The 21,440-nt window shown below is 72.1% G+C and carries 20 protein-coding genes; 13 read left to right on the plus strand and 7 right to left on the minus strand.

Annotated elements, in window-relative coordinates:
- Window positions 1–100: 100 nt before the first annotated feature.
- Window positions 101–1,078 carry an SMP-30/gluconolactonase/LRE family protein gene (locus EEJ42_RS23300; protein ID WP_184503220.1) on the minus strand — a complete coding sequence of 326 codons (978 nt, stop codon included), beginning with the start codon at window positions 1,076–1,078 and terminating at the stop codon, window positions 101–103.
- Between the two features lie 3 nt (window positions 1,079–1,081).
- A complete protein-coding gene (locus tag EEJ42_RS23305) occupies window positions 1,082–1,726 on the minus strand; it encodes a diguanylate cyclase (RefSeq protein WP_184503221.1) in 645 nt (214 codons plus the stop codon).
- A gap of 179 nt (window positions 1,727–1,905) precedes the next feature.
- Here EEJ42_RS23305 and EEJ42_RS23310 point away from each other — a divergent pair, with 179 nt between their 5' ends.
- Complete coding sequence (locus EEJ42_RS23310; protein ID WP_123102512.1) at window positions 1,906–2,571, plus strand: class I SAM-dependent methyltransferase; 666 nt, start codon at window positions 1,906–1,908, stop codon at window positions 2,569–2,571.
- A gap of 212 nt (window positions 2,572–2,783) precedes the next feature.
- Here the strand turns inward: EEJ42_RS23310 and EEJ42_RS23315 are convergent, their stop codons facing one another.
- The 5 genes from EEJ42_RS23315 to EEJ42_RS23340 form a co-directional block, all read right to left on the minus strand.
- Window positions 2,784–3,839 carry an acyl-CoA dehydrogenase family protein gene (locus EEJ42_RS23315; RefSeq protein WP_123102514.1) on the minus strand — a complete coding sequence of 352 codons (1,056 nt, stop codon included), beginning with the start codon at window positions 3,837–3,839 and terminating at the stop codon, window positions 2,784–2,786.
- A complete protein-coding gene (locus EEJ42_RS53090; protein WP_246097277.1) occupies window positions 3,836–4,897 on the minus strand; it encodes a CMD domain-containing protein in 1,062 nt (353 codons plus the stop codon). The genes EEJ42_RS23315 and EEJ42_RS53090 overlap by 4 nt, the downstream gene beginning before the upstream one ends.
- A gap of 67 nt (window positions 4,898–4,964) precedes the next feature.
- The gene (locus EEJ42_RS23330) at window positions 4,965–5,900 is read right to left on the minus strand and encodes a carbohydrate ABC transporter permease (RefSeq protein ID WP_123102516.1); all 936 of its coding nucleotides are present in this window, start codon (window positions 5,898–5,900) and stop codon (window positions 4,965–4,967) included.
- Entirely contained in the window at window positions 5,897–6,745 is an 849-nt protein-coding gene (locus EEJ42_RS23335; protein WP_123102518.1) for a carbohydrate ABC transporter permease, read from the minus strand. The genes EEJ42_RS23330 and EEJ42_RS23335 overlap by 4 nt, the downstream gene beginning before the upstream one ends.
- Complete coding sequence (locus EEJ42_RS23340; protein WP_123102520.1) at window positions 6,742–8,136, minus strand: ABC transporter substrate-binding protein; 1,395 nt, start codon at window positions 8,134–8,136, stop codon at window positions 6,742–6,744. The genes EEJ42_RS23335 and EEJ42_RS23340 overlap by 4 nt, the downstream gene beginning before the upstream one ends.
- Before the next feature lie 216 nt (window positions 8,137–8,352).
- Here EEJ42_RS23340 and EEJ42_RS23345 point away from each other — a divergent pair, with 216 nt between their 5' ends.
- From EEJ42_RS23345 to EEJ42_RS23400, 12 genes are all read left to right on the plus strand, one after another.
- Entirely contained in the window at window positions 8,353–8,709 is a 357-nt protein-coding gene (locus EEJ42_RS23345; protein ID WP_123102600.1) for a (2Fe-2S) ferredoxin domain-containing protein, read from the plus strand.
- A gap of 184 nt (window positions 8,710–8,893) precedes the next feature.
- Complete coding sequence (locus EEJ42_RS51080; RefSeq protein ID WP_184503222.1) at window positions 8,894–9,049, plus strand: hypothetical protein; 156 nt, start codon at window positions 8,894–8,896, stop codon at window positions 9,047–9,049.
- 95 nt (window positions 9,050–9,144) lie between these two features.
- On the plus strand, window positions 9,145–10,020 hold the full coding sequence (locus tag EEJ42_RS53095; RefSeq protein WP_246097279.1) for a class II aldolase/adducin family protein: 876 nt from the start codon (window positions 9,145–9,147) through the stop codon (window positions 10,018–10,020).
- A 116-nt stretch (window positions 10,021–10,136) separates the two neighbouring features.
- Complete coding sequence (locus EEJ42_RS23360; protein WP_123102522.1) at window positions 10,137–12,272, plus strand: glycoside hydrolase family 127 protein; 2,136 nt, start codon at window positions 10,137–10,139, stop codon at window positions 12,270–12,272.
- A 124-nt stretch (window positions 12,273–12,396) separates the two neighbouring features.
- Window positions 12,397–13,656 (plus strand): SGNH/GDSL hydrolase family protein, encoded by a 1,260-nt coding sequence (locus EEJ42_RS23365; protein WP_123102524.1) that lies wholly within the window; start codon window positions 12,397–12,399, stop codon window positions 13,654–13,656.
- A 172-nt stretch (window positions 13,657–13,828) separates the two neighbouring features.
- Entirely contained in the window at window positions 13,829–15,538 is a 1,710-nt protein-coding gene (locus tag EEJ42_RS23370; protein WP_246097281.1) for an ABC transporter substrate-binding protein, read from the plus strand.
- Entirely contained in the window at window positions 15,538–16,500 is a 963-nt protein-coding gene (locus EEJ42_RS23375) for an ABC transporter permease (RefSeq protein ID WP_123102526.1), read from the plus strand. The genes EEJ42_RS23370 and EEJ42_RS23375 overlap by 1 nt, the downstream gene beginning before the upstream one ends.
- The gene (locus EEJ42_RS23380; protein ID WP_123102528.1) at window positions 16,500–17,489 is read left to right on the plus strand and encodes an ABC transporter permease; all 990 of its coding nucleotides are present in this window, start codon (window positions 16,500–16,502) and stop codon (window positions 17,487–17,489) included. The genes EEJ42_RS23375 and EEJ42_RS23380 overlap by 1 nt, the downstream gene beginning before the upstream one ends.
- Window positions 17,486–18,313, plus strand: a complete 828-nt coding sequence (locus tag EEJ42_RS23385; protein ID WP_246097283.1) for an ABC transporter ATP-binding protein — start codon at window positions 17,486–17,488, stop codon at window positions 18,311–18,313. The genes EEJ42_RS23380 and EEJ42_RS23385 overlap by 4 nt, the downstream gene beginning before the upstream one ends.
- On the plus strand, window positions 18,310–19,212 hold the full coding sequence (locus tag EEJ42_RS23390; protein WP_123102532.1) for an ATP-binding cassette domain-containing protein: 903 nt from the start codon (window positions 18,310–18,312) through the stop codon (window positions 19,210–19,212). Before EEJ42_RS23385 ends, EEJ42_RS23390 begins: the two co-directional genes overlap by 4 nt.
- Window positions 19,205–20,653: an aminopeptidase P family protein gene (locus EEJ42_RS23395; protein ID WP_123102534.1), complete on the plus strand. Its 1,449-nt coding sequence runs from the start codon at window positions 19,205–19,207 to the stop codon at window positions 20,651–20,653. The genes EEJ42_RS23390 and EEJ42_RS23395 overlap by 8 nt, the downstream gene beginning before the upstream one ends.
- 23 nt (window positions 20,654–20,676) lie before the next feature.
- Window positions 20,677–21,393 (plus strand): GntR family transcriptional regulator, encoded by a 717-nt coding sequence (locus tag EEJ42_RS23400; RefSeq protein ID WP_123102536.1) that lies wholly within the window; start codon window positions 20,677–20,679, stop codon window positions 21,391–21,393.
- Window positions 21,394–21,440 lie beyond the last annotated feature (47 nt).

A 21,440-nucleotide genomic window follows, 5' to 3' on the forward strand; every position in this document is an offset into this window, starting at 1 on the left:
CCAGATGCACGTGTCCCGCCTGATCAACCGCACCTGCGCCCGGCTGCACGACCAGATCGAGGCCCCGGCGGCATGACGCCCGCACACCGGCTCCGGGGCCCTACCCGCACACCGCGATGCCCCGCTCCAGCAGACTGCCCAGCACCAGGCGGGGGCCGTGTTCGCACACGCTCGTGGCCATCCGGTACGGGGAGCGGCGGCGCAGCAGATGGCGGGCCACGCTTCCGTCGGGGCGGATCGCCAGCACACGCACGGTGGGGCGCGGGTGGGGGCGGACCCTGCTGACGGCGGTCGATGCCACCCTTCTGAGGGCGGGGGAGGCGTGGTGCACGGCGTCCACGATCGGTTCCCGCGGCCCGGCCAGGGCCACCCAGAACACCCCGTCGGTGCCCCGGGAGAGGTTGTCGGGGTAGCCCGGCAGGTCGGCCACGAGGGTGTCGTCCGACCCCGTACGCGGACCGGTCAGCCAATGGCGCCCGATCCGGCGGGCGCCGCTCTCCGCCACGGCGACGAACGACTCGTCAGGGGCCAGCGCGACTCCGTTGGCGAACCGCAGCCCGTCCCGCAGCACCTCCGGCTCGCCACCCGGCCGCAGCCGCAGCAGCCGCCCGGTACCGGTGTCCTCCAGGATGTCGCTCAGCCAGTCCTCCAGGGCGTAACGGCGGCTGGAGACGGTGAAGTAGAGGGTGCCGTCCGCCGATGTGGCGACGTTGCTACAGAACCGCAGCGGGACGCCCTCCACCTCGTCGGCGAGTACACCCACCGTCCCGCCCCGCGGGTCGACCCGCAGCAGACCGCGCCGGGCGTCGCACACCAGGAGTCCGCCGTCGGGGGACGGGACCAGCCCCAGTGGTCTGCCGCCGGTTTCGGCGATGACCTCGGCGCGGGCGAGGCCCGCCGTCTCCGACAGGGTCAGCCGCCAGATCGCCCCGTCCGCGGACCCGGTGAGGATCCGGCCCGCGCCGTCGAGGGCCACGTGTTCGGGCCCTCGCACGTCGCGGGCGACGATGCGCGGGCGGGGCAGCGGCTCGACCGTGCCGTCGGCCACGGCGGTCGAGGAGCGGTGTCGTCGCGGCATGGCTCACGTCGCCTTGCGGCCCCGGGCCGCCTTGACGCACCGTGTCATCTCCTCGGCGTACGGCAGGGCGACGAAGGCCCCGATGGCCGCTCCTATCGCCGCCAGGTAGCGGGCGGGCAGCGGGTTCTCCTTGGGCAGCAGCTTCCAGTCCTCCGCCGTGTCGCCCCCGCGCAGCGTGGCGCGCACCTGCTCCCAGTGCAGGCACGAGGTGAACGCCAGCGCCGAAAGCGGCAGCACCTCAAGGAAGCTGTGGATGTGCTGTTCCACGGGGCGTACCTCACGCTTGCCGGTGGCCAGGGTGACGTCCCACAGGGCCGTCGCGCCGTGGACCACGGACGCACCGCCCATGACCGACAGCACCAGCGGATTGACCCGGGCGAGCAGCCCCATCGCGACCGGGACACCCGCCTCGGTCATCATGAGCGCGTGCAGCGCCGATTCGCGGGTGCCGGAGGTCTCCTCGATCCGGGTCCTGCGGTGCATGGCCCAGTCCGCCACGGCCGGTACGCACCACAGGGGCAGCACCCCGTACATCAGAAAGCGCCGGTTGGCGTCCTCGACGTCCATGGGTTCCCGTGGCACGTGCAGGTCGCGTGGCCGTCGCCAGCGCCGCCATGCGCGGACCACCGGACTGTGGGACAGAGCCATACCGCCTCCAAAGGAAGATCGGGCAGGCCGGGTCCCCCGTCGGCGTCCGGGGCAAACTGCGCCCTCGCCCGTTCGGTGGCTCCCGCCCGGGAGCCACCTCTCCCGGGCCCGCTTGACCTTGCCCGAAGGGGAGGGCCGACGGTGTTCCCGACCCGGAGGACCGGAGGAGAGGAACCCCCATGGACGACGACGCGCTCCTGGCGGAGCAGATGGCCTACTACAGGGCGGGCGCGGCGCAATACGACCGGCCCTACGCGGAGCGCGAGGAGCTGCGGGAGCTGCTCGCCGCCGTCGACGGCCTCCCGGTCGCCGGGGACGTGCTGGAGCTGGCCTGCGGAACGGGCCAGTGGACGCCGCGGCTCGCGGCCCGGGCGCGGTCGGTGACGGCCGTCGACGCGGCGGCGGAGGTGCTGGACCTCGCCCGGGCGCGTACCGCGTCCGTACCCTGCGCGGTCCGGTTCGTCCAGGCCGACCTGTTCGCGTGGCAGCCGCCACGGCGCTACGACACGGTGTTCTTCGCCTTCTGGCTCTCCCACGTTCCGCCGGAGCGGCTGCCCGGCTTCTGGAACACCGTCGCCGCGGCGCTCGCGCCCGGCGGCAAGGCGATCTTCATCGACGACGGCCCCGCCGCTGCCGCGGAGGAGGAGGTCCTCGCGGACCAGCCCGCCCCGGCGGCGCTGCGGCGGCTCGACGACGGCAGCCGGTACCGCATCGTGAAGGTGTTCCACGACGCCCGGACGCTCGCCGACGACCTCACGGCGCGGGGATGGTCGGCCCGCATCCGGGCCGTCGCCGCCGGGAACTACATCGGCATCGCGGAACCGCCGACTGCCGACAGCGCCTGATACTGCTGAGGTAGATGGGGTGACTGGGAGTCAAGTGGTAGATATATGCCAAGTTTATTGGCCGGAATGGGTACTTCCGCCCTTGATCCGTGCCACACTGAACGCAGGCCCTCACCGCATCCCCCGTCGGTGAGGGCCATTCTCTTTGCGGTCGGGCCCGCAGGCCAGGCTCGCAGGTCTCTTCGTGGTCAGGCCCGCATGTCTCCCCGTGGTCAGGCCCGCAGCGCCGCCAAGTGGGCCGTGCGGACCTCGGGGGTCTGGCCCTGGACGACGAGGAACAGGCCCTCCCGGGCCAGGCGCTGGGCCGGGTGGGAGAGGCCCAAGGACCGGCCGCCGCCCGCCGCGATCGCGGCCGTGGTGGCGGCGCGCATCAGGTCGTACGCCCGGGTCTTGGCCACGAGCCGGTCGTCCAGCCGTTCGGCGGGCGGCACCTCGTCCACCAGGGCGTAGGCGTCGCGGCGTACCCCGTCCAGGCGGTCGCGCAGGACGCCCGCGGTGTCCTGCGCCTCGGCGTCGCCGGACGCGTCGAGGAGGTCGAGTGCGGCGCGGGCCACGCCGAAGACGGCGGGGTTGGTGTTGGTGTTCTTGGGGCGGTCCTCCGTCGCCCAGCGCTCGTGCGGCAGCCGCACCGCCACCGCCTCGTCGGGCACCACCAGCCCGTCGAGCAGCAGTCCGACCGTGTGCGAACCGGTGAGCGCGGCGAGCTGGAGCGGGCCGGTCGCGGTGAGGCCCGGCTGCCCGTGGGCGCCGGTGACGCCGAAGACCACCTCGCCGTCCTCGGTCGCGCCGCCCAGCAGGAACAGGTCGTTCAGCCCCCAGCCGGTGTACCAGGGCACGCGCCCGTCGAAGCGCCAGCCGCCCGCCACCCGGGTGGCCCGCACCGGCAGCTTCGGGTGGGCGCGCAGATGCGAGAAGGCGATTCCGGCGAGCAGGGTGCCCTCGCTCAGCGGGCGCAGCCAGCGCTCGCGCGCCGCCTCCTCACCCGTGGCCAGGGTCCGCACCGGCGTGTGGTGCTGGGCCTGGATGAAGAACGTCGAACAGCAGGCGCCCGCCAGGATCTCGGCGATCTCCCGGCCGACGGCCGCCGGCGCCTCCGCGCCGCCGTACGCCGCCGGGGCGTTCACCCCCAGCACGCCCGACGCCTTGACGGCGTCGATGGCCTGCCGGGTGACGCCCTCCCGGTCGTGCGCCTCGGCGGCGGGGGACAGGACGTCGTCGGCCAGCCGGCGGGCCGCGGCGACGAGGGGGTGGTCGGGCGTGGCGGTCATGCGGGGTGCTCCTCTGTGGTGGAACGAGGGGAACGGGGCTCGCCCAGGGTGAGCATCAGACGGTTGGCCCAGGCGAACACGGCGACGACGTGGACGAGGTCCAGGATCTCCGTATCGTCCAGGCCCGCGTCCGTCCGCAAGCCCGCGAGGTCGAGCGGCTGGTTCGGCTCGCGGGTGAGGCGCACCGCGAAGTCGGCCACGGCGCGCCGCCGCGCCGTGCCCAGGTCCGCGCCGGGGCCCGCGTCGAGGAGCGCCCGCGCCGGTCCGGCGTCCTTGGCGAGCTGAGCGAAGCGCCGCGCGTGGACGGACGCGCAGTACACGCAGCCGTTGACGTGCGAGACGGCGAGCGCGGCGATCTCCCGGTCGCGGCGGTCGAGCCCGCGCGTCGCGTACATGATGGCGTTGTAGAGCCGCGACCGCTCGCGCAGCGCCGTCACATCGTGGACGAGGGCCAGGTAGTACGGCGAGGTCTTCGCCGTCGGCAGCGACTCCTCCAGCACGGCGAGCTGCTCGGGCGTGGCGCGGTCGACGTCCACCGTCTCCACCCAGGCGTCCCACTTCAGCGCGTCGAGCGTGAACGGGCGCCCCTCGCCCGCCACGCCGTACGCCGGGACCTCGCCGCCCTCCGCCGGGAGCCCGCCGAGCGCCCGCAGCCCGGCCGCGAGCCGCGCCTGGTACGTGACGAACGCGACGAGCTGCGAGGCCGCCACGACATCGGCGGCGCCCCAGCCCGCCTCCGTCAGGGCCGCGATGTCCTCCGGGCCCGCCGTGGACGGGGCGAGGACGAGGAGTTCGGCGTGGCGCAGCAGCGCCGTGAGGCGCGCGGTGGGGGCGGGCGCCGGGGCGAGGCCCCGGTAGTGCGCGGCGAGCGCCCGCGCGCCGTTCAGCTCGGCGGTGTGGGCGGCGAGTGCGGCGCGCTCGGCGCGGGGGAGGCTGTCGGTGCCGGTCAGCAGCGCGTCATGGGCGCCCTGGGTGTGGACGTACGCCTTCTCGCGGTACGTCCGCAACGCGGCGGGCGTACCGGCGACGGCGTCGATCACGTCGGCCGTTTCGGACATGGGGGTGCCTTTCGGGGGTTCCTGGCCTGTCGAGGTTCCTGGCCTTCGAGGGTTCCTGGGGGAGTGCTCAGCCCGTCGCGTCCTCGCTCGCCCGGTACGCGCGCAGGTACAGGCGCGCGCCCGCGACCAGGAGGATCGCCACGCACACCGCGAGCGCGGAGGCGAGGCCGAGGTCCTGGTCGGCGAAGGCCAGCTTCCTGATCTCCAGCGGGATGGTCGTCGAGGTGTCCATCGGGCCGCCGCCGGAGAGCAGATAGGGCAGGTCGAAGTCGTACGCCGTCCAGATCGTGCGCATCAGCATGGCGACGATGAGCGCGGGCGCGATCCACGGCAGCGTCACGTACCGGAAGACCCCGAACCGCCCGGCGCCGTCCAGCGCCGCCGCCTCGCGCAGCTCGCCCGGCAGGGTCTGGAGGCGGGCGAGGACGACGATGACGATGAACGGCACGTACTTCCAGCAGTTCACCGCGACCAGCGCGAACATCACGGTGGCCGGGTCGGCGAAGGGGTTCACCAGGGTGTCGCTCAGCCCGAGCGTCCGCAGCAGATAACCGGCCATGCCCGAGGTGTCGTTGAACGCGAAGCGGAACACCATCGCGGCGACCACGGCGGGCACCACGTACGGGAAGAGCACGAGCCCGCGGGCCAGGGTCTGGCCGCGCAGCCCGGCGTTGAGGAGCAGCGCGACGGCCACCCCGGCGGCGGCCTGGACCACCATGTTCCCCGCGACCCACAGCACGCTGCGCCCGAACGCGCCGCGCACCGCCGGGTCCTCCCAGAGGCGGCGGTAGTTGTCGAGGCCGAGGAAGGTGTGATCGCGGGTGAGGAAGTCGACGTGGAAGAAGCTGTCGAAGACCGAGGCGAGGAAGGGGTAGACGGCGAAGACGAGCAGCAGCAGAAGCGCGGGCACCAGCATGAGGGTGCCGAGCGCCCGGTCGGACAGGCCCCGGCGGCGCTTGGGTGACCGGGCAGCAGCACGGGTCGGTTGGGATATGGCAGTCACTTCACGGCCCCCTGTCCGATGCCGCCGACGAGGAACTTCTGCACGATCACGAACAGCACCAGCACGGGTGCCACCACGATCAGCGCGGCGGCCATCAGCACGCCCCACGAGTAGACGCTCGTCTGGTCCATGAGCAGCGAGAGCCCGGGACTCAGCGTCAGCTTGTCCGGCTCCGCCATGAGCGTGGAGGCGAAGAGGTATTCGCTCCAGGCCGCGTTGAAGGCGAACACGGCGGTCGCGATGAGCCCCGGCACCGACTGCGGCAGCACCACCCGGACGAACGCGCCGAAGCGGGTGCAGCCGTCGACCATCGCCGCGTCCTCCAGCTCGACGGTGAGCCCGTGGAAGTACGAGCGCAGGGTCCACAGCGCGAACGGCAGCAGCGTGGCCGTGTAGATCACGACCAGCGCGGCGAGGTTGTTGGCGAGCCCGAACCGCGCCACCAGCTGCGAGACCGGCACCAGCACCAGGATCGGCGGCACCAGATACGCGAACAGCGACAGCTCCCCGACCCACCGCAGCCCCGGGATCCGGAACCGGACGAGCGCGTACGCGGCGCAGGTGCCCAGGACGACGACCAGCAGCGTCGAAACGGCCGCCACGATCAGCGAGTTGGTGAGGTACGTCCCGAAGGACGAGATCTCGAAGAGGGTGCGGAAGTTGTCGAGCGTGAGCGTGTGCGGGAGGAACGTCGGGGGATAGGAGATGATCTCCTCGTCCGGTTTGACGGCCGTGAACAGGATCCACAGCAGCGGCAGATCGGCGATGAGCACGACGGCGGCCAGCGCCGCGTACTGGAGGACACGCCCGAGGCGGAGCGGTCGTCCGTGGCGGAGCGTCTTCATACCGCGGGCCTCCACTCCGGGTTGGCCGACTTCCAGTCGCGGGCCGCGAAGGCGAACTGGTCCACGGCCCGGCGCCACGCCTGCTCGGGGTCGTCGCCGCGCAGCAGGATCGACTGCACCATCGAGGCGTCGGCCGGGGGCGGCGCCCACGCCTTGCCCGCCCAGGGGCAGGGATTGGAGAGCTTTCCGTCGTACCGCCCGTTCACGACCGAGCCCATGGCCATGTCGGGGCTCAGCGCGTGCGGCACGAGGTCGAGGATGGTGCGCACCCAGTCGCCGTGCTTCTTCAGATACGGGTCGTCCGAGACGTCGATCTCCTGACGGAGCCGGGCGCCCACGGACTTCAGCGGCGGCACGAGGTGGCCGGGGACGGTGAGGGAGAACTTCAGCGCGTTCTCGCCGGTGGTCAGCTCCTTGAGGAAGGCCCTGGCCGCGCGTCTGTGCCGGGTGTGCGCGAAGACGCTGTACTGGTTCTTGCCGCCGTACGCCAGCCGCCCGGTGCGGAACGGGCCCGCGGGGACCGGGAGGACGCCGGTGACCTCGGCGATCCGCGGGTTCTGCTCGGCGAGGTTGACGCCGAGCCGGCCCGCCATGGTGGCGAAGGCGGCCTTCCCGGAGATGTAGGTGTTCATCAGGTCCGGGTAGTTGGTGTTGTACGCGCCCTTTCGCGCGTACCGCATGATGGCCACGTGCCGCTTCACGGCGTCGAGCACCTCGTCCTTGCCGAACAGCACCTCGCCGTCGGGGCCGTAGTAGTCCCAGCCCGCCTGGTAGACGTACGGGGAGAGGAACTGGGTCGTCATCCCGGGGGTGTTGCCCGCGCCGGAGGAGATGCCGTCGACGCCGTCCCTGCCGTGCAGCTCGCGCACCGCGCCGAGGAACTGGCCGTAGGTGCGCGGCGGGTCGATGCCCGCGGCGTCGAGCAGGTCCTTGCGGTAGTAGAGGACGGAGGCGTTGGCCTGGAACGGCATCGCGTAGTCCTCGCCGCGGTGCACGATGCGGGTGCCGGGCAGGAAGTCGTCCTCGCCGATGTCCTCGATCATGTCGCTGAGGGGCAGCAGATAGCCCTTGACGGCCCAGTCGAGGATGTTCGCGGCCGGAGGCGCGAAGACACCGATGTCGGTGCCGGTCTGCATGGCCGTCTGGAGGTACTGGAGCTGGTTCTCGTCCGAGTACAGCGTCATCTTCACGGTGACACCGGGGTGCTCGCGCTCGAACTTTTTGATCACGGAGCGGTAGAAGGCGAGCGATGTGGGGTCCGACTCGGTCGTGTAGAAGGGCACGACCGTGCCGCCGGACTCGGCGTCGGAGCACGCCGACAGCAGGGCGGCACCGGAGGAGGCAGCGGCCAGCGACAGCAGGCCGCGCCGCGACACGCGGGCGGAGGGCATGGTGGTCCAGGGGAGGGAGGCGCGGCGGAAGAGGGGAGGGCGGAAAGGGGCCGCTCAACATCCCGTGGTGGTGGACCTGCGAAGATCGAGATACCGGCGCCTGGTGAGAAGCAGGGTCCGCACGGCCGCTCCCCCTCGGATACTTGTGCGCTACAGGTGTGCTTGAAGCTATGCGGTGACTCGTCCGCTGTCAAAGGAAAGGTAAAAGTCATGCCGATGAACGCCGCCCCGGCGCCGTGTCGCCTGGTCGTGTGCCGGGACTGCTGCTGCGGCAGCCCCAAGATCACCCGCGTCGATCACACGGCCCAGACCGAGCGGCTGCGCGAGGCGGCACCGGTGCGGATCTCCGACTGCCTCGACGTGTGCGACCAGGCGAACGTGGTCGTCGTGCAGCCCTCCGCCGAGGGCCGGGCCGCCGGTGCGCGGCCGGTCTGGCTGGGGCTGGTCAACGACCCGGACGCGACCGAGGACATCGTCGCGTGGGTCCGCGCGGGAGGCCCCGGCGTCGCGCCCCGGCCGGAGATCCTGGACCTGTACGCCTTCGTCCCCCGTACGCGGCGTACGGAACCCTGAGGGCGCGGGCCCCCGCCGGGGACTCCCCAGCGCAGGGCGTGCTTCTGGACGTCGCCGAGTTCGGCCTTGACGAGGCCCAGCAGGACCCACAGCGGGGTCGAGGTCGGGTCCATCGGCCATGGCCTTGATCATTCCGGCGTCGGTCATGATGCCGGTGAAGATCCCGGCGGCGAGGACGAGCATCATGACGGGCACCGCGTTGGCGGCCTGCCGCTTGATCAGCTCCTGCTGTTCGTCGATCGGTCTGCGCGAACGCCACCGCATCGACCCGGAGAAGCTTAACGCCTACCGGCTGGAGGTCGCCTCCGGGGAGGCCATCCCCACCGTCCCGGCCACCTGACGCATGTGGGTCAACGCGGTGCTCGCCGTCGCCCTGATGGTCCGGGCGACGGTGTCCAGACCGCTCACGATCATGTCGCCGAGCTTGGCGCCCTGATGTCCGGCGCGGTGCAGCCCGGCGACCGCATTCCCTCGGAGTGCCGGCTCACCGAGATGCTCGGGGTCAACCGGCCCACCGTGCGCGAGGCCCTCAAGTCCCTGGGACTCCTGGGCCTGTTGGAGATCCGGCAGTCCAACGGAACGTGTTTCCGCGGCCCCGACTCCGATGTGCTCTACCGCCTGTTCGAACTCGGCCTCGTGCTGGGCGAGCGGGGTGCGAAGGACATGCTCCAGGCCCGCGCCGAGCTGGAGGTCGTCGTCGTGGGGCTCGCCGCCGAGGCCCGCGACGAGGCCGGGGTGGAGCTGCTGCGGGCCCGGCTGGCCGCGATGCGCGAGTGCCCCGACGCGGAGTTCGCCGAGGCCGACACCGCGTTCCACGCCACGCTCGCCGAACTGGCCGACAACTCGGTCCTGCGGGACGGGCACCACATCGACGGACCGCGCCCCACCAAGGAGGCATTCCTGCACGCGGCGTTCTACCGGGCCCGGCCGGGCGCCCACGCCGTCGTCCATCTGCACTCCACGCACGCGGTGGCCGTCTCCTGCCTCGCCGGTACCAACCCCGGCAACGCCCTGCCACCGCTGACCGCGTACGACGCGATGCGCATCGGCACCCTCCCGCTGCTGCCGTTCCACGCACCCGGCGACAGAGGCCTCGAACCGCTCGCGGAGGAGACTGCGCGCACCCATCACGCGATCCTGCTCGCCAACCACGGCCCGGTCGCCGCCGACACCCCCCCACCGCTTCCGCAACGCCTCCGCCACCGCGCCCATGCGGATCCTGTGGATCTACGCCTCGGTGGACGCCACCCGCACCCTCGTCGACACGGGCGTCACCGCACGCGTCGACGCCGAGCACCGCGGCCGCGTTGACGGGTCATGAGCCGGGTTCTACCGTCACTGAAAGCCCTTGCGGTCCGCTTCTGTCACAGCGTCATGCCCTGCCACATCCATCGCGCGTCACCTCGACCGACGATCGGAGTCCGAGCATGTCCCAGACCCCCTCCCGCCGCCACGCGCTGCGGCTCGCGGCCGGAGCCGCGGCCGCCGCCCCGCTCGCGTCCGCGCTTCCGCAGGCCCACGCCGCCCCGGCCGCCACCGCCCCCGCTGACCCCACGAGTTGGCCCGTACGCCCCTTCCCGCTGGGCCAAGTGGCCCTCCGCGACGGTGTCTTCCGCCGCAAGCGCGATCTGATGCTCGACTACGCCCGGTCCTACCCGGCCGACCGCATCCTGGCCGTCTTCCGCGCCAACGCCGGGCTCGACACCCGCGGCGCCCGGCCGCCCGGCGGCTGGGAGACCTCCGACGGCAATCTGCGCGGCCACTACGGCGGCCACTTCCTCACCCTCATCGCCCAGGCGTGTGCCGACACGGGGGAGCCCGCGCTCAAGGCCAAGCTCGACTACCTGGTCGGCGCGCTCGGGGAGTGTCAGCGGGCGCTGGCGGAGCACGGTTCGCCGAGACCCAGCCACCCCGGCTATCTGGCGGCGTACCCGGAGACCCAGTTCATCCTGCTGGAGAGCTACACCACGTACCCCACCATCTGGGCGCCGTACTACACCTGCCACAAGATCATGCGCGGTCTGCTCGACGCGCACACCCTGGCCGGGAACGAGCAGGCCCTCCAGATCGCCTCGCGCATGGGCGACTGGGTGCACAGTCGGCTCGGCCACCTGCCGAAGGCCCAGCTGGAGCGGATGTGGTCCATCTACATCGCGGGTGAGTACGGCGGGATGAACGAGGTGATGGCGGACCTGTACGCCCTCACCGGCCGCCCGGAACACCTCGCCGCCGCCCGCTGCTTCGACAACACCGCGCTGCTGGGCGCCTGCGCCGAGGACCGCGACACCCTGGACGGCAAACACGCCAACCAGCACATCCCCCAGTTCACCGGCTATCTGCGGCTGTTCGACCACACGGGGGAGACCGCGTACGCCGCCGCGGCCCGCAACTTCTGGGGCATGGTCGCGGGTCCCCGGATGTACAGCCTGGGCGGTACGGGGCAGGGGGAGATGTTCCGGGCCCGGAACGCCATCGCGGCCACCCTGGACGGCAAGAACGCCGAGACCTGCGCGACGTACAACATGCTCAAGCTGAGCAGGCAGCTGTTCTTCCGCGAGCCGGACGCCGCGTACATGGACTACTACGAGCGCGGCCTGACCAATCACATCCTCGCCTCCCGCCGGGACGCCCCCGGTGCGGACAGCCCGGAGGTCACCTACTTCGTCGGGATGGGCCCGGGGGTGCGGCGCGAGTACGACAACACCGGCACCTGCTGCGGCGGCACGGGCATGGAGAACCACACCAAGTACCAGGACTCGGTGTACTTCCGCTCCGCCGACAGCACCGCGCTGTACGTCAACCTCGCCCTCGCCTCGACGCTGCGGTGGCCGGAGCGGGGCTTCGTCATCGAGCAGACGGGCGACTACCCGGCCGAGGGCGTCCGTACCCTGACGTTCCGCGAGGGCAGCGGGCGGCTCGAGGTGAAACTCCGGGTTCCGGCCTGGGCCACGGGAGGCTTCACCGTCACGGTCAACGGGGTCCGGCAGCGCAGCAAGGCGGTGCCCGGCAGCTACCTCACCCTGAGCCGGGACTGGCGGCGCGGCGACCGCATCCGGATCTCCGCCCCCTACCGCCTGCGCATCGAGCGGGCCCTGGACGATCCGGCCGTCCAGTCGGTGTTCTACGGGCCGGTCCTGCTGGTCGCCCGGAGTCAGGAGACGGAGTTCCGCGCGTTCTCCTTCTACAAGGACTTCACGCTCCGCGGCGACCTCGCCGACGCGATCAAACCCGGCGACCGGCCGATGCACTTCACCACGCACGGCCTGACCCTCGCGCCGTTCCACCTCGCCGACGACGCCCCGTACCACGCCTACTTCAGGCGCGCGGAACCCGTCGTCGTGTTCGGCGCGGCCGATTCCGGCGTACCGAACCGCGCCCGCGGCGACGGCCTCACCTTCCTCGATGTGCTCTGGGAGCAGGCTCCCTTCGCGACCTCCGGCCGCTTCGTCCGGGCGGTGCGCACCCTGGCCGACGCCTGGCTGTCCGAGGGGCTGTTCAGCCGCGCGGAGCGGGACAAGGTCGTCGCGGCCGCGGTCGGGGCGGACCTCAGAGGCGGGGAATAGATCCGATGATGTGAGGTGACGGGTCTCGAAACTTTCGTAATGCGGCGCCCTCTCTCGACAGGCAGGTCGGAATGCGTATCAATTCATCCGATCACTCAACTGTCGAGAGAGGGAACGCCCCATCATGCAGAGACCTGGCTTACCCGTCCGCGCCCTGGGCATCCTGGTCGCGACCGCCGCCGCCCTCGGCGTCGTCCTGGCCACCGGAACCGAATCCTCCGCCGCCCAGTCCTCCGCCCGGTCCGCCGCCGCGCCCGCAACGCCTCCCGCCCCGCGCTCCTCCGTCGTCACCTGGGGCTCCAGCGCCTACCCGGCCGGAACCGCGACCCAGGACCTGACCTACCGGTTCGTCATCCACACCAGCGTCGGCGGCCGGGACCTGCGCATCCGCCTCTCCAACGCCTACGGCGACCAGCCGGTGACCTTCGGGCACGCCTACGCGGGCACCCGCGCGTCCGGCGCGGCGGTCGTGCCCGGCAGCAACGGGCGGCTGACCTTCCGCGGCGCCTCGTCAGTGACCGTACCGGCGGGCGGCGTCGTGTACAGCGATCCGCTGCCCGGCCGGGTCCAGCCGCAGTCGGACCTCGCGATCAGCCTCTACGTACGCAGTACGGGCACCCTGGCGACCGGCCACAAGGGGGCCCGCGCGACCCAGTACGTCGCACCGGCCGGTGACCACGCCGCGGAGGAGGGCGCCGCCGCGTACACCCAGCAGATCACCTCCTGGTACTACCTGGACGCGGCCGTCGTGCGGCCACGCCCGGGCACCGGTGCCGTCGTCGCCTTCGGCGACTCGATCACCGACGGCTCCGCCTCCTCCGCGGACACCAACCGCCGCTGGCCGGACTTCCTCGCCCGCCGCCTGCTCGCCGACCCCCGCTCCCGGCTCAAGGGCGTGGCCAACGAGGGAATCTCCGGCAACAAGATCCTCGCCGACGGCTCAGCCGAGAGCGCGCTGAAGCGGCTCGACCGGGATGTGCTCTCCCAGGCCGGAGTGCGCACGACGATCCTGCTGGAGGGCATCAACGACATCAAGGCCACGCCGGGCCCCACGGCCGGTGAACTGATCGCGGGCTACCGGCAGATCATCGCCAGGTCCCATGCGCGCGGCGTCTGCGTGGTCGGGGCGACCGTCATGCCGTACGAGGGCTGGCGGGAGTACGAGGCCGTGGACGAGACGGTCCGACAGCAGGTCAACGCCTTCATCCGCACCAGCGGCGCGTTCGACGCGGTCGTGGACTTCGACCAGGCCGTACGGGACCCCGCGGCGCCCTCCAAGATGCTCCCCGCCTACGACAGCGGCGACCACCTCCACCCCAATGACACCGGTATGCGGGTGATGGGCGACGCCATCCCGCTCCGCGCCCTGCGCTGCGGCCGCTGACCCCCGCGCCACCCCCACGGCCCCCGGCCCGCGCCGGGGGCTCCAACTCGCTTCGACACCGGGCATCTTGGCAACTCCCCGCCCGCCCCTTACCGTCACGAGCATCAGTGCAATGTCACACAGCGCCCTGTCGGTGGCCCAGCTCTCAGGCCCAGCCCCGAAAGAAGGCACAGTGAAAAGATCGCACTCTCTCCGGATCGCCACGCTGACGTCATCGCTGGCCCTGGCACTCACCGCCTGCTCCGGCGGCGGCCCGCAGGGCGCCTCCTCCGCGGCCGGTCCCGGCGGCAAGGCGGCCAAGGGCGGCACCGTGCGCGTCCTGACCAGCGTGGCGTTCTCCCACCTCGACCCGGCCCGCGGCTTCGACGGCGGCGTGAACAACTTCTACCGCCTCATCTACCGCACCCTGACGACCCAGGGAGCGGCGCCCGGCAAGGGCGGTACGACGATCCGGCCCGACCTCGCCACCGACACCGGCACCCCCTCCGACGGCGGCAAGACGTGGACGTTCACCCTGAAGAAGGGGCTCCGCTTCCAGAACGGCGACCTCATCACCAGCGCCGACGTGAAGTTCGGCGTCTCGCGGGCCTGGGACCCCGAGATCGGCATCGGCTCCCCGTACGCCAAGCAGCTCATCGACGCCCCGGACGGCTACCAGGGCCCGTACGCCTCCGGCGACCTGCCCACGATCAAGACCCCGGACGCGCGGACGATCGTCTTCCGGCTGAAGAAGCCCTACGCGGACTTCGGCAGCGTCGTGGCCCAACCCTCCTTCGTTCCCTTCCCCAAGGGCACCGGCAGCAAGGGGGAGTTCGACCGTGCGCCCATCGCCTCCGGCCCGTACCAGGTCGCCTCCTACAAGCGCGGCGCCTCGCTCAGGCTGGACCGCAACAAGCACTGGGACCCCGGCACGGACACCGTCCGCAAGGCCCTGCCCGACCACTTCGCCTGGACCTTCGGCCTGGACGGCGCCACGATCGACGAGCGCATGATCGCGGGGCAGGGCGACGACGCGAGCGCCATCGCGGGCGGGTCCGGCATCCAGCCCGCCACCGTCGCCCGGATCCAGACCCCCGCGCTGCGCAAGCGCACCCTGACCGGACTCACCGGCTGCACCACCTATCTGGGCCTGAACACCACCAAGAAGCCCCTCGACCGGGTCGCGGTGCGCCGGGCCATCGCGTACGCGGTCAACAAGGCGACCCAGGTCGACGCGGTCGGCGGCACGGCGAAGGCGCAGCAGGCCACGTCCATCCAGCCGCCGACCGTCGCCGGCCGGAAGGCTTACGACCCGTACCCCAGCGAGGGAGGCAAGGGTGACCTCGCGGCCGCGCGGCGGCTGCTGGGCGAGGCGGGGGCCAGGGGCGGCTTCACCCTCACCCTCGACATCCGCTCCCAGCCGTACATGCAGGCCCAGGGCGTGGCGATCCAGCAGGCGCTGGCCCCGCTGAAGATCAAGGTCAAGCTCAACACCATCGATACCGCCACCTATTACGAGGCCATCGGCACCCCCTCCCAGCAGCACGACGCGGCGATCACCGGCTGGTGCCCGGACTGGCCGTCCGGCGCCACCTTCCTGCCGCCGCTGTTCGACGGCCGGAACATCACCGCCAAGGGCAACTCCAACCTGGCGCAGCTGGACGACAAGGAGGTCAACGAACGGATCGACGAGATCGCCGCCATGAAGGACGTGGACGAGCAGAACGCCGCCTACGGCGAGCTGGACGAGCAGATCATGAAGCTCGCCCCCGTCGTGCCCCTGATGTACGAGAAGTACGTCGGCGTCGTCGGCAGCAACATCGCTGGGGCGTACCTCCACGCGGGCTTCTCCGGCGGCATCGACCTCGTCTCCGTCGGCCTCGCGGACCCGGGCCGTTCCTGATGAGCGTCGTCGGCACACCGCTCCCGGACGCCGAGGCCCAGGGCCTGGCCACGAGCCCGGCGGCACCGCTGACCTCGGGCCGTCGCATCGTCGGCGCGCTGCGGCGCGACCGCGCCGCGGTCGCCGCAGCCGTGTTCCTCGGGCTGCTCTGCCTGATGGCGCTGGGCGCGCCGCTGATCACCGCGCTCACCGGCTGGGGCCCGTACGCCTTCGACTCCTCCGCCGTCGACACCGGCCTCGGCGGGGTGCCCCGGGGCTCGTTCGGGGGCATCGGCTCCGAGCACCTCTTCGGCGTGGAACCGCAGAACGGCCGGGACATCCTCGCGCGCATCGTCCACGGCGCCCGCGTGTCCCTCCTGATCGCGCTGTCCTGCACCCTGCTCACCGGGGTGCTCGGCGTCGTCCTCGGCATGCTCGCCGGGTTCTACCGGGGGTGGGTGGATCAGGTGATCTCCCGGCTCATGGACTTCCTCATGGCGTTCCCCGCGCTGATCTTCATGATCGCGATCCTGTCCTCGCTTCCGGCGGGGAACCGGCCGGTGCTGCTGGTGGTCGTCATCAGCGGCTTCGGCTGGCCGTATCTCGCCCGCGTCATCCGGGGGCAGACCATGGCGCTGGCGAGCCGGGAGTTCGTGGAGGCGGCCAAGGCGTCGGGGGCCCGCGACCGCGACCTGGTGTTCCGCGAGATCCTGCCCAATCTGCGCGGCCCGATCACCGTCATGGCCACGCTCGCCGTGCCCGGCAACATCGGCACCGAGGCCGGTCTGTCCTTCCTCGGCGTCGGCATCACCCCGCCCACCCCGTCATGGGGCCAGATGATCGCGAACTCGGTGAGCTGGTACCAGGTCGACCCGATGTACTTCGTGATCCCGGGTGCGTTCCTCTTCCTCACCGTGCTGTCGCTGACCGTGCTCGGGGACCGGCTGCGGCACGCCATCGACGAGGGGGAGGCAGCCGCCTGATGATCCGCTACCTCCTCGGACGGCTCGCCGGTGTCGTCCTCATCCTCTTCGCCGTCTGCCTGTTCACCTACCTCATCTTCTTCCAGCTCTCGCCCGACCCCGCGGTGATGATCTGCGGCAAGACCTGCACCGAGGAGCGGATCGGCGCCATCCGCGAGGCGCTGGGCCTCGACCGGCCCTTCCTCAGCCAGTTCGGGGCGTTCCTCGGCGGGATCTTCGCCGGGCGCGACTACGGCTCGGGCGCCACGCTCGTCCACTGCCCGGCGCCGTGCCTCGGCTACAGCTTCCAGACCGACGAGTCCGTCTGGTCCATGATCACCGCACGGCTGCCGGTCAGCGCCACCCTGGCCGTCGGCGCCGCGGTGCTGTGGCTGCTCGTCGGGGTGGCCGCCGGGCTGCTCAGTGCCGTCCGGCAGGGGACCTGGTGGGACCGCGGGGCGATGGCCCTGGCCCTCGGCGGCATCAGCGTCCCCAACTACGTGCTGGCCCTGGTCCTTCAGTACGTGCTCGTCGTCAAGCTGGAATGGCTGCCGTTCCCCTCGGACGTCGCCTTCTCGGAGGATCCGGCGCGCTGGTTCCAGGCGTATCTGATGCCGTGGATGGTGCTCGCGGCCGGATACGCCTGTCTGTACGCGAGGCTGACGCGGACGCAGGTGATCGAGACGCTGTCGGAGAACTTCCTGCGCACCGCCCGGGCCAAGGGGCTCGGTCGACCCCTCGTCCTGTGCCGCCACGCGCTGCGGCCCGCGCTCACCCCCGTCACCACCCTCTTCGGGATGGACTTCGCGGGGCTGCTCGGCGGGGCCCTCATCACCGAGACCGTGTTCGGCCTCGGCGGCATCGGGAAGCTGGCCGCCGACTCCATCGCGAAGAACGACCAGCCGGTGATCATGGCGGTCACGCTGCTGGCGGCCTTCTTCGTGGTGGTCGGCAACGTGGTCGTGGACCTCGTCTACACCGCCCTGGACCCGAGAGTGAGGATCCGATGAGCGATCCGATGAGAGCGCGGCCGGGGCTCCTTGTCGTGGAAGACCTCACCGTCACCCTGCCCACCACCCGCGGTCCCGTCGACGTCGTCAAGGGCCTGTCCTTCACCGTCGACAGGGATGACACCCTCGGCATCGTCGGGGAGTCGGGTTCCGGCAAGTCCATGACCAGCCTCGCCATCATGGGGCTGCTGCCGCGCGGCGCCACGGCCACCGGCAGCGTCCGCCTCGACGGCGAGGAACTGCTCGGCCGCCCCGACCGCGAACTGCGCCGGATCCGGGGCGACGGGATCTCCATGGTGTTCCAGGACCCGCTGTCCTCGCTCAACCCCTATTACACGGTGGGCCTCCAGATCGAGGAGGCCTACCGGGCCCACCGCGGCGGCTCGCGGAAGGCCGCCCGGGCCGTGGCCGTCGAGGCGCTGACGCAGGTGGGCATCGCCGACGCCGAGCGGCGCGCGAGCCACTACCCGCACCAGTTCTCCGGCGGACAGCGCCAGCGCGTCATGATCGCCATGGCGCTGGTCTGCTCCCCGTCCCTGCTGATCGCGGACGAGCCGACGACCGCGCTCGACGTCACCGTTCAGGCGCAGATCCTGCGGCTGCTCGCCGGGCTCCAGGAGCGGACCGGCACCGGGATGGTCCTCATCACCCACGATCTGGCCGTCGTCAGCTCCCTCGCGCGGCGGATCCTGGTGATGCGCGAGGGCGACCCGGTCGAGTACGGGGAGGCCGAGCGGATCTTCTCCGATCCGCACCATCCGTATACGCGGGCGCTGCTGGAGAGCGTGCCGCGCATCGACGACGACACGGAGGTGCGCCTGTGAGTGCCTCGTCCGGCGAACTGCTGCTGCGCGCCCGGGAGTTGACCAAGACGTTCACCGGCCGCGGCCCCGGCGGAGTGCTCGGCCGGAGGGTCGCGTTCACCGCCGTCGACCGGGTCAGCTTCGACATCCGCGCGGGGGAGACCCTCGCCGTCGTCGGCGAGTCCGGCAGCGGGAAGTCCACCACCGCCCGGATGACCGCGAAGCTGATGGAACCGACGGGCGGCAGCCTGGAGTTCGCGGGTGAGGACGTCACCCGGGTCAAGGGGCCCGCGCTCGCCCGGTTCCGGAAGGACGTCCAGGTCGTCTTCCAGGACCCGTACTCCTCCCTCAACCCGCGGCACACCGTGGAACGCATCCTCATGGCGCCGCTGGACTACCAGGGCATCACCCCCCAGGGCGGCAGGCGCGCCCTCACCAAGGAGCTGATGGAGCGGGTCGGACTGGACCCCGACCACTCCCAGCGCTACCCCGCGCAGTTCTCCGGCGGGCAGGCCCAGCGCATCGGCATCGCCCGGGCGCTCGCCGTGGGCCCGCGGCTCGTCATCTGCGACGAGGCCGTCTCCGCCCTCGACGTGTCGGTCCGGGCGCAGGTGCTCGACCTGCTGCGGCGGCTCCAGCGCGAGAGCGGCTACGCGTACCTCTTCATCGCCCACGACCTCGCCGTGGTACGCCGCATCGCCCACCGGGTCGCGGTCATGAGCGAGGGTCGCATCGTGGAGGCGGGCCCGTGCGAGCGGGTCTTCGCCGACCCCCGGGCCCCGTACACCCGCACCCTGCTGGCCGCGATCCCGCGCATCAACCCCGCCTGGGACCGCGCCCGCCGCGCCCGGGCCACCGCGGGGCGGCCCGGCAACCAGCGCGCGAGCGACCACTCCTCAGGAGGTGCCACCCATGGCTGACCGGACCACCCCCGGCCGTTCCGGGCCCGTTCCCACCGAACCGGACCCCCGCCTGCCCCGGCTCGCCGACATCCCCGGCTTCGCCGCGTACATGGGCCAGGGCTGGGCCACTCCCGACCGCACCCCGCCCACCACCCCCGGCGCGCCCGAGGCCGCCGCCGCACACCGCGCCAGGCTGGGTGCGCTGCTCCCCGGCCGAACCGTCGTCGTGGCCGGTGGCGGCGCCCCCGTACGCAGCAACGACACCCGCTACGACTTCCGCCCGGACAGCAACTTCTCCTGGCTCACCGGCTGTACGGCCGAGGACGCCGTCCTCGTCCTGCGGCCCTCCGGCACCGGACACGACGCGACCCTGTACCTGCCGCCTCCGGCCCACCCCGGCGAGCCGGGCTTCTTCTCCGACGCCGCGTACGGCGAGCTGTGGGTCGGCGCCGCCCCCGGCCCCGGCGACTGGGCGGACGCGCTCCAGGTGGAGGTCCGCCCGTCCGGTGAGCTGGAGACCGCGCTGACGGGACTCGCCGATCCCCTCACCACCGGCCCCCTCACCACCGGCCACCACAAGCCCTCGGCCGAACTGGAACGCACCCTCGCCGAACTGCGCATGATCAAGGACGACTGGGAGATCGCCCGCCTCCGCGAGGCCGTCGACCGGACCGTGTCCGGATTCGCCGCCGTGGTCGCGGAGTTCCCCACCGCCCTCGAAGGCCCCGGCGAGCGCTGGCTGCAAGGCACCTTCGAACGCCACGCCCGCACCTACGGCAACGCCCCCGGCTACGCCACCATCGTCGGCAGCGGCGCCCACGCCCCCACCCTGCACTGGGTCCGGTGCGACGGCCCGGTGCGCCCGGACGACGTGGTCCTGCTCGACATGGGCGTCGAGACCCGCGATCTCTACACCGCCGACATCACCCGCACCTTCCCCGCCTCCGGCCGCTTCTCCGCCGCGCAGACCCAGGTCCACGACCTGGTCGAACGGGCCCACCGCGCGGCCCTCGCCCAGGTGCGCCCCGGGAAGCGCTTCACCGACTTCCACCACGCCGCCATGGAGGTCATCGCCCACGGCCTCCACGACTGGGGACTCCTCCCGGTCTCCGTCGACGAGGCCCTCTCCGACGGCGGCCAGCACCACCGCCGCTGGCTGGTCTGCGGCATCGGCCACCACCTCGGCCTCGACGTCCACGACTGCGCCCAGTCCTCGTACGACGCCTACCAGGGCGCCGAGATGGCCCCCGGCATGGTGCTCACCGTGGAACCCGGCCTGTACTTCCACGCCCACGACCTGACGGTCCCGCCGGAGTTGCGCGGCATCGGGATACGCATCGAGGACGACATCCTGGTGACCCCCGGCGGCTCCGAGGTGCTCTCGGCCGACCTGCCGCTGGACGCCGCGGGCCTGGAGCGCTGGATGAAGAAGTCCGCTCCGGACACTGGACAGGACTGAACAGGTATGGCTAGCTTCTGGACATGACTGAACAGGTCCTGAAGCACCAGCGCATCGCCGGTGTCCTGGCGCGTGAGATCCACAGCGGCGCCCTGGAGCCGGGCAGCAGGCTGCCCGGTGAGCATGCGCTGACCAGGCGCTTCGCGGTGAGCCGGAACACCGTCCGGCAGGCGCTGGACGAGCTGAGCAAGCGGGGGCTGATCTCCACGCATGCGGGCGTCGGCTCGTTCGTCACCTTCGACGGCGGCCTGCTGGACAACCGGCTGGGCTGGACCAGGGCCCTGGCCGATCAGGGGGCCCGGGTCAGCACCGAGGTGCTGCGGCTGGAGGCGGTGCGCGATGAGCGGCTGGCCGGGGAGCTGGGGATCGAGGGCGCCGAGTTCCTGGCGCTGGACCGGCTGCGGATCCTGTCCGAGGGCACGCCCGTCTCGCTGGAGCGCAGCCGGGTCCCGCTGCTTCCGGCGCTCGCCGATGTGCCGCTGCGCGGACTGGTCGACGGCTCGCTGACCAAGACCCTGGCCGCGGCGGGGGTCCGTGCCACCCACGGCGACGAGTGGGCGTCCGTGTCCGGGCTGGACGCCGATCAGGCGGCCCTGCTGCGGCGTGCCGAGGGAGACCTGTTCCTGCGGACCCGCAGGGTCAGCCGCGGGGCCGACGGCCGCGTCGTCGAGCACGTCACCAGCCTGCTGGATCCCGCCCGCTTCCAGCTGCACCTGGGCTTCGGCGAACCGCCCGGCTGACCCCCGCCGTCCGCACCCGCCACCATCCCGCACCGACAGCCCGTACC

The organism is Streptomyces botrytidirepellens, assembly GCF_003721215.1.
GTDB classification, from domain to species: Bacteria; Actinomycetota; Actinomycetes; order Streptomycetales; family Streptomycetaceae; genus Streptomyces; species Streptomyces himastatinicus.

Coding starts and splice junctions, on each gene's coding strand:
- EEJ42_RS23300 (WP_184503220.1), bottom strand. CDS start 1,078: ATGCCGCGACGACACCGCTCCTCGACCGCCGTGGCCGACGGCACGGTC.
- EEJ42_RS23305 (WP_184503221.1), bottom strand. CDS start 1,726: ATGGCTCTGTCCCACAGTCCGGTGGTCCGCGCATGGCGGCGCTGGCGA.
- EEJ42_RS23310 (WP_123102512.1), top strand. CDS start 1,906: ATGGACGACGACGCGCTCCTGGCGGAGCAGATGGCCTACTACAGGGCG.
- EEJ42_RS23315 (WP_123102514.1), bottom strand. CDS start 3,839: ATGACCGCCACGCCCGACCACCCCCTCGTCGCCGCGGCCCGCCGGCTG.
- EEJ42_RS53090 (WP_246097277.1), bottom strand. CDS start 4,897: ATGTCCGAAACGGCCGACGTGATCGACGCCGTCGCCGGTACGCCCGCC.
- EEJ42_RS23335 (WP_123102518.1), bottom strand. CDS start 6,745: ATGAAGACGCTCCGCCACGGACGACCGCTCCGCCTCGGGCGTGTCCTC.
- EEJ42_RS23340 (WP_123102520.1), bottom strand. CDS start 8,136: ATGCCCTCCGCCCGCGTGTCGCGGCGCGGCCTGCTGTCGCTGGCCGCT.
- EEJ42_RS23345 (WP_123102600.1), top strand. CDS start 8,353: ATGAACGCCGCCCCGGCGCCGTGTCGCCTGGTCGTGTGCCGGGACTGC.
- EEJ42_RS51080 (WP_184503222.1), top strand. CDS start 8,894: ATGACGGGCACCGCGTTGGCGGCCTGCCGCTTGATCAGCTCCTGCTGT.
- EEJ42_RS53095 (WP_246097279.1), top strand. CDS start 9,145: ATGTCCGGCGCGGTGCAGCCCGGCGACCGCATTCCCTCGGAGTGCCGG.
- EEJ42_RS23360 (WP_123102522.1), top strand. CDS start 10,137: ATGTCCCAGACCCCCTCCCGCCGCCACGCGCTGCGGCTCGCGGCCGGA.
- EEJ42_RS23365 (WP_123102524.1), top strand. CDS start 12,397: ATGCAGAGACCTGGCTTACCCGTCCGCGCCCTGGGCATCCTGGTCGCG.
- EEJ42_RS23375 (WP_123102526.1), top strand. CDS start 15,538: ATGAGCGTCGTCGGCACACCGCTCCCGGACGCCGAGGCCCAGGGCCTG.
- EEJ42_RS23380 (WP_123102528.1), top strand. CDS start 16,500: ATGATCCGCTACCTCCTCGGACGGCTCGCCGGTGTCGTCCTCATCCTC.
- EEJ42_RS23385 (WP_246097283.1), top strand. CDS start 17,486: ATGAGCGATCCGATGAGAGCGCGGCCGGGGCTCCTTGTCGTGGAAGAC.
- EEJ42_RS23395 (WP_123102534.1), top strand. CDS start 19,205: ATGGCTGACCGGACCACCCCCGGCCGTTCCGGGCCCGTTCCCACCGAA.
- EEJ42_RS23400 (WP_123102536.1), top strand. CDS start 20,677: ATGACTGAACAGGTCCTGAAGCACCAGCGCATCGCCGGTGTCCTGGCG.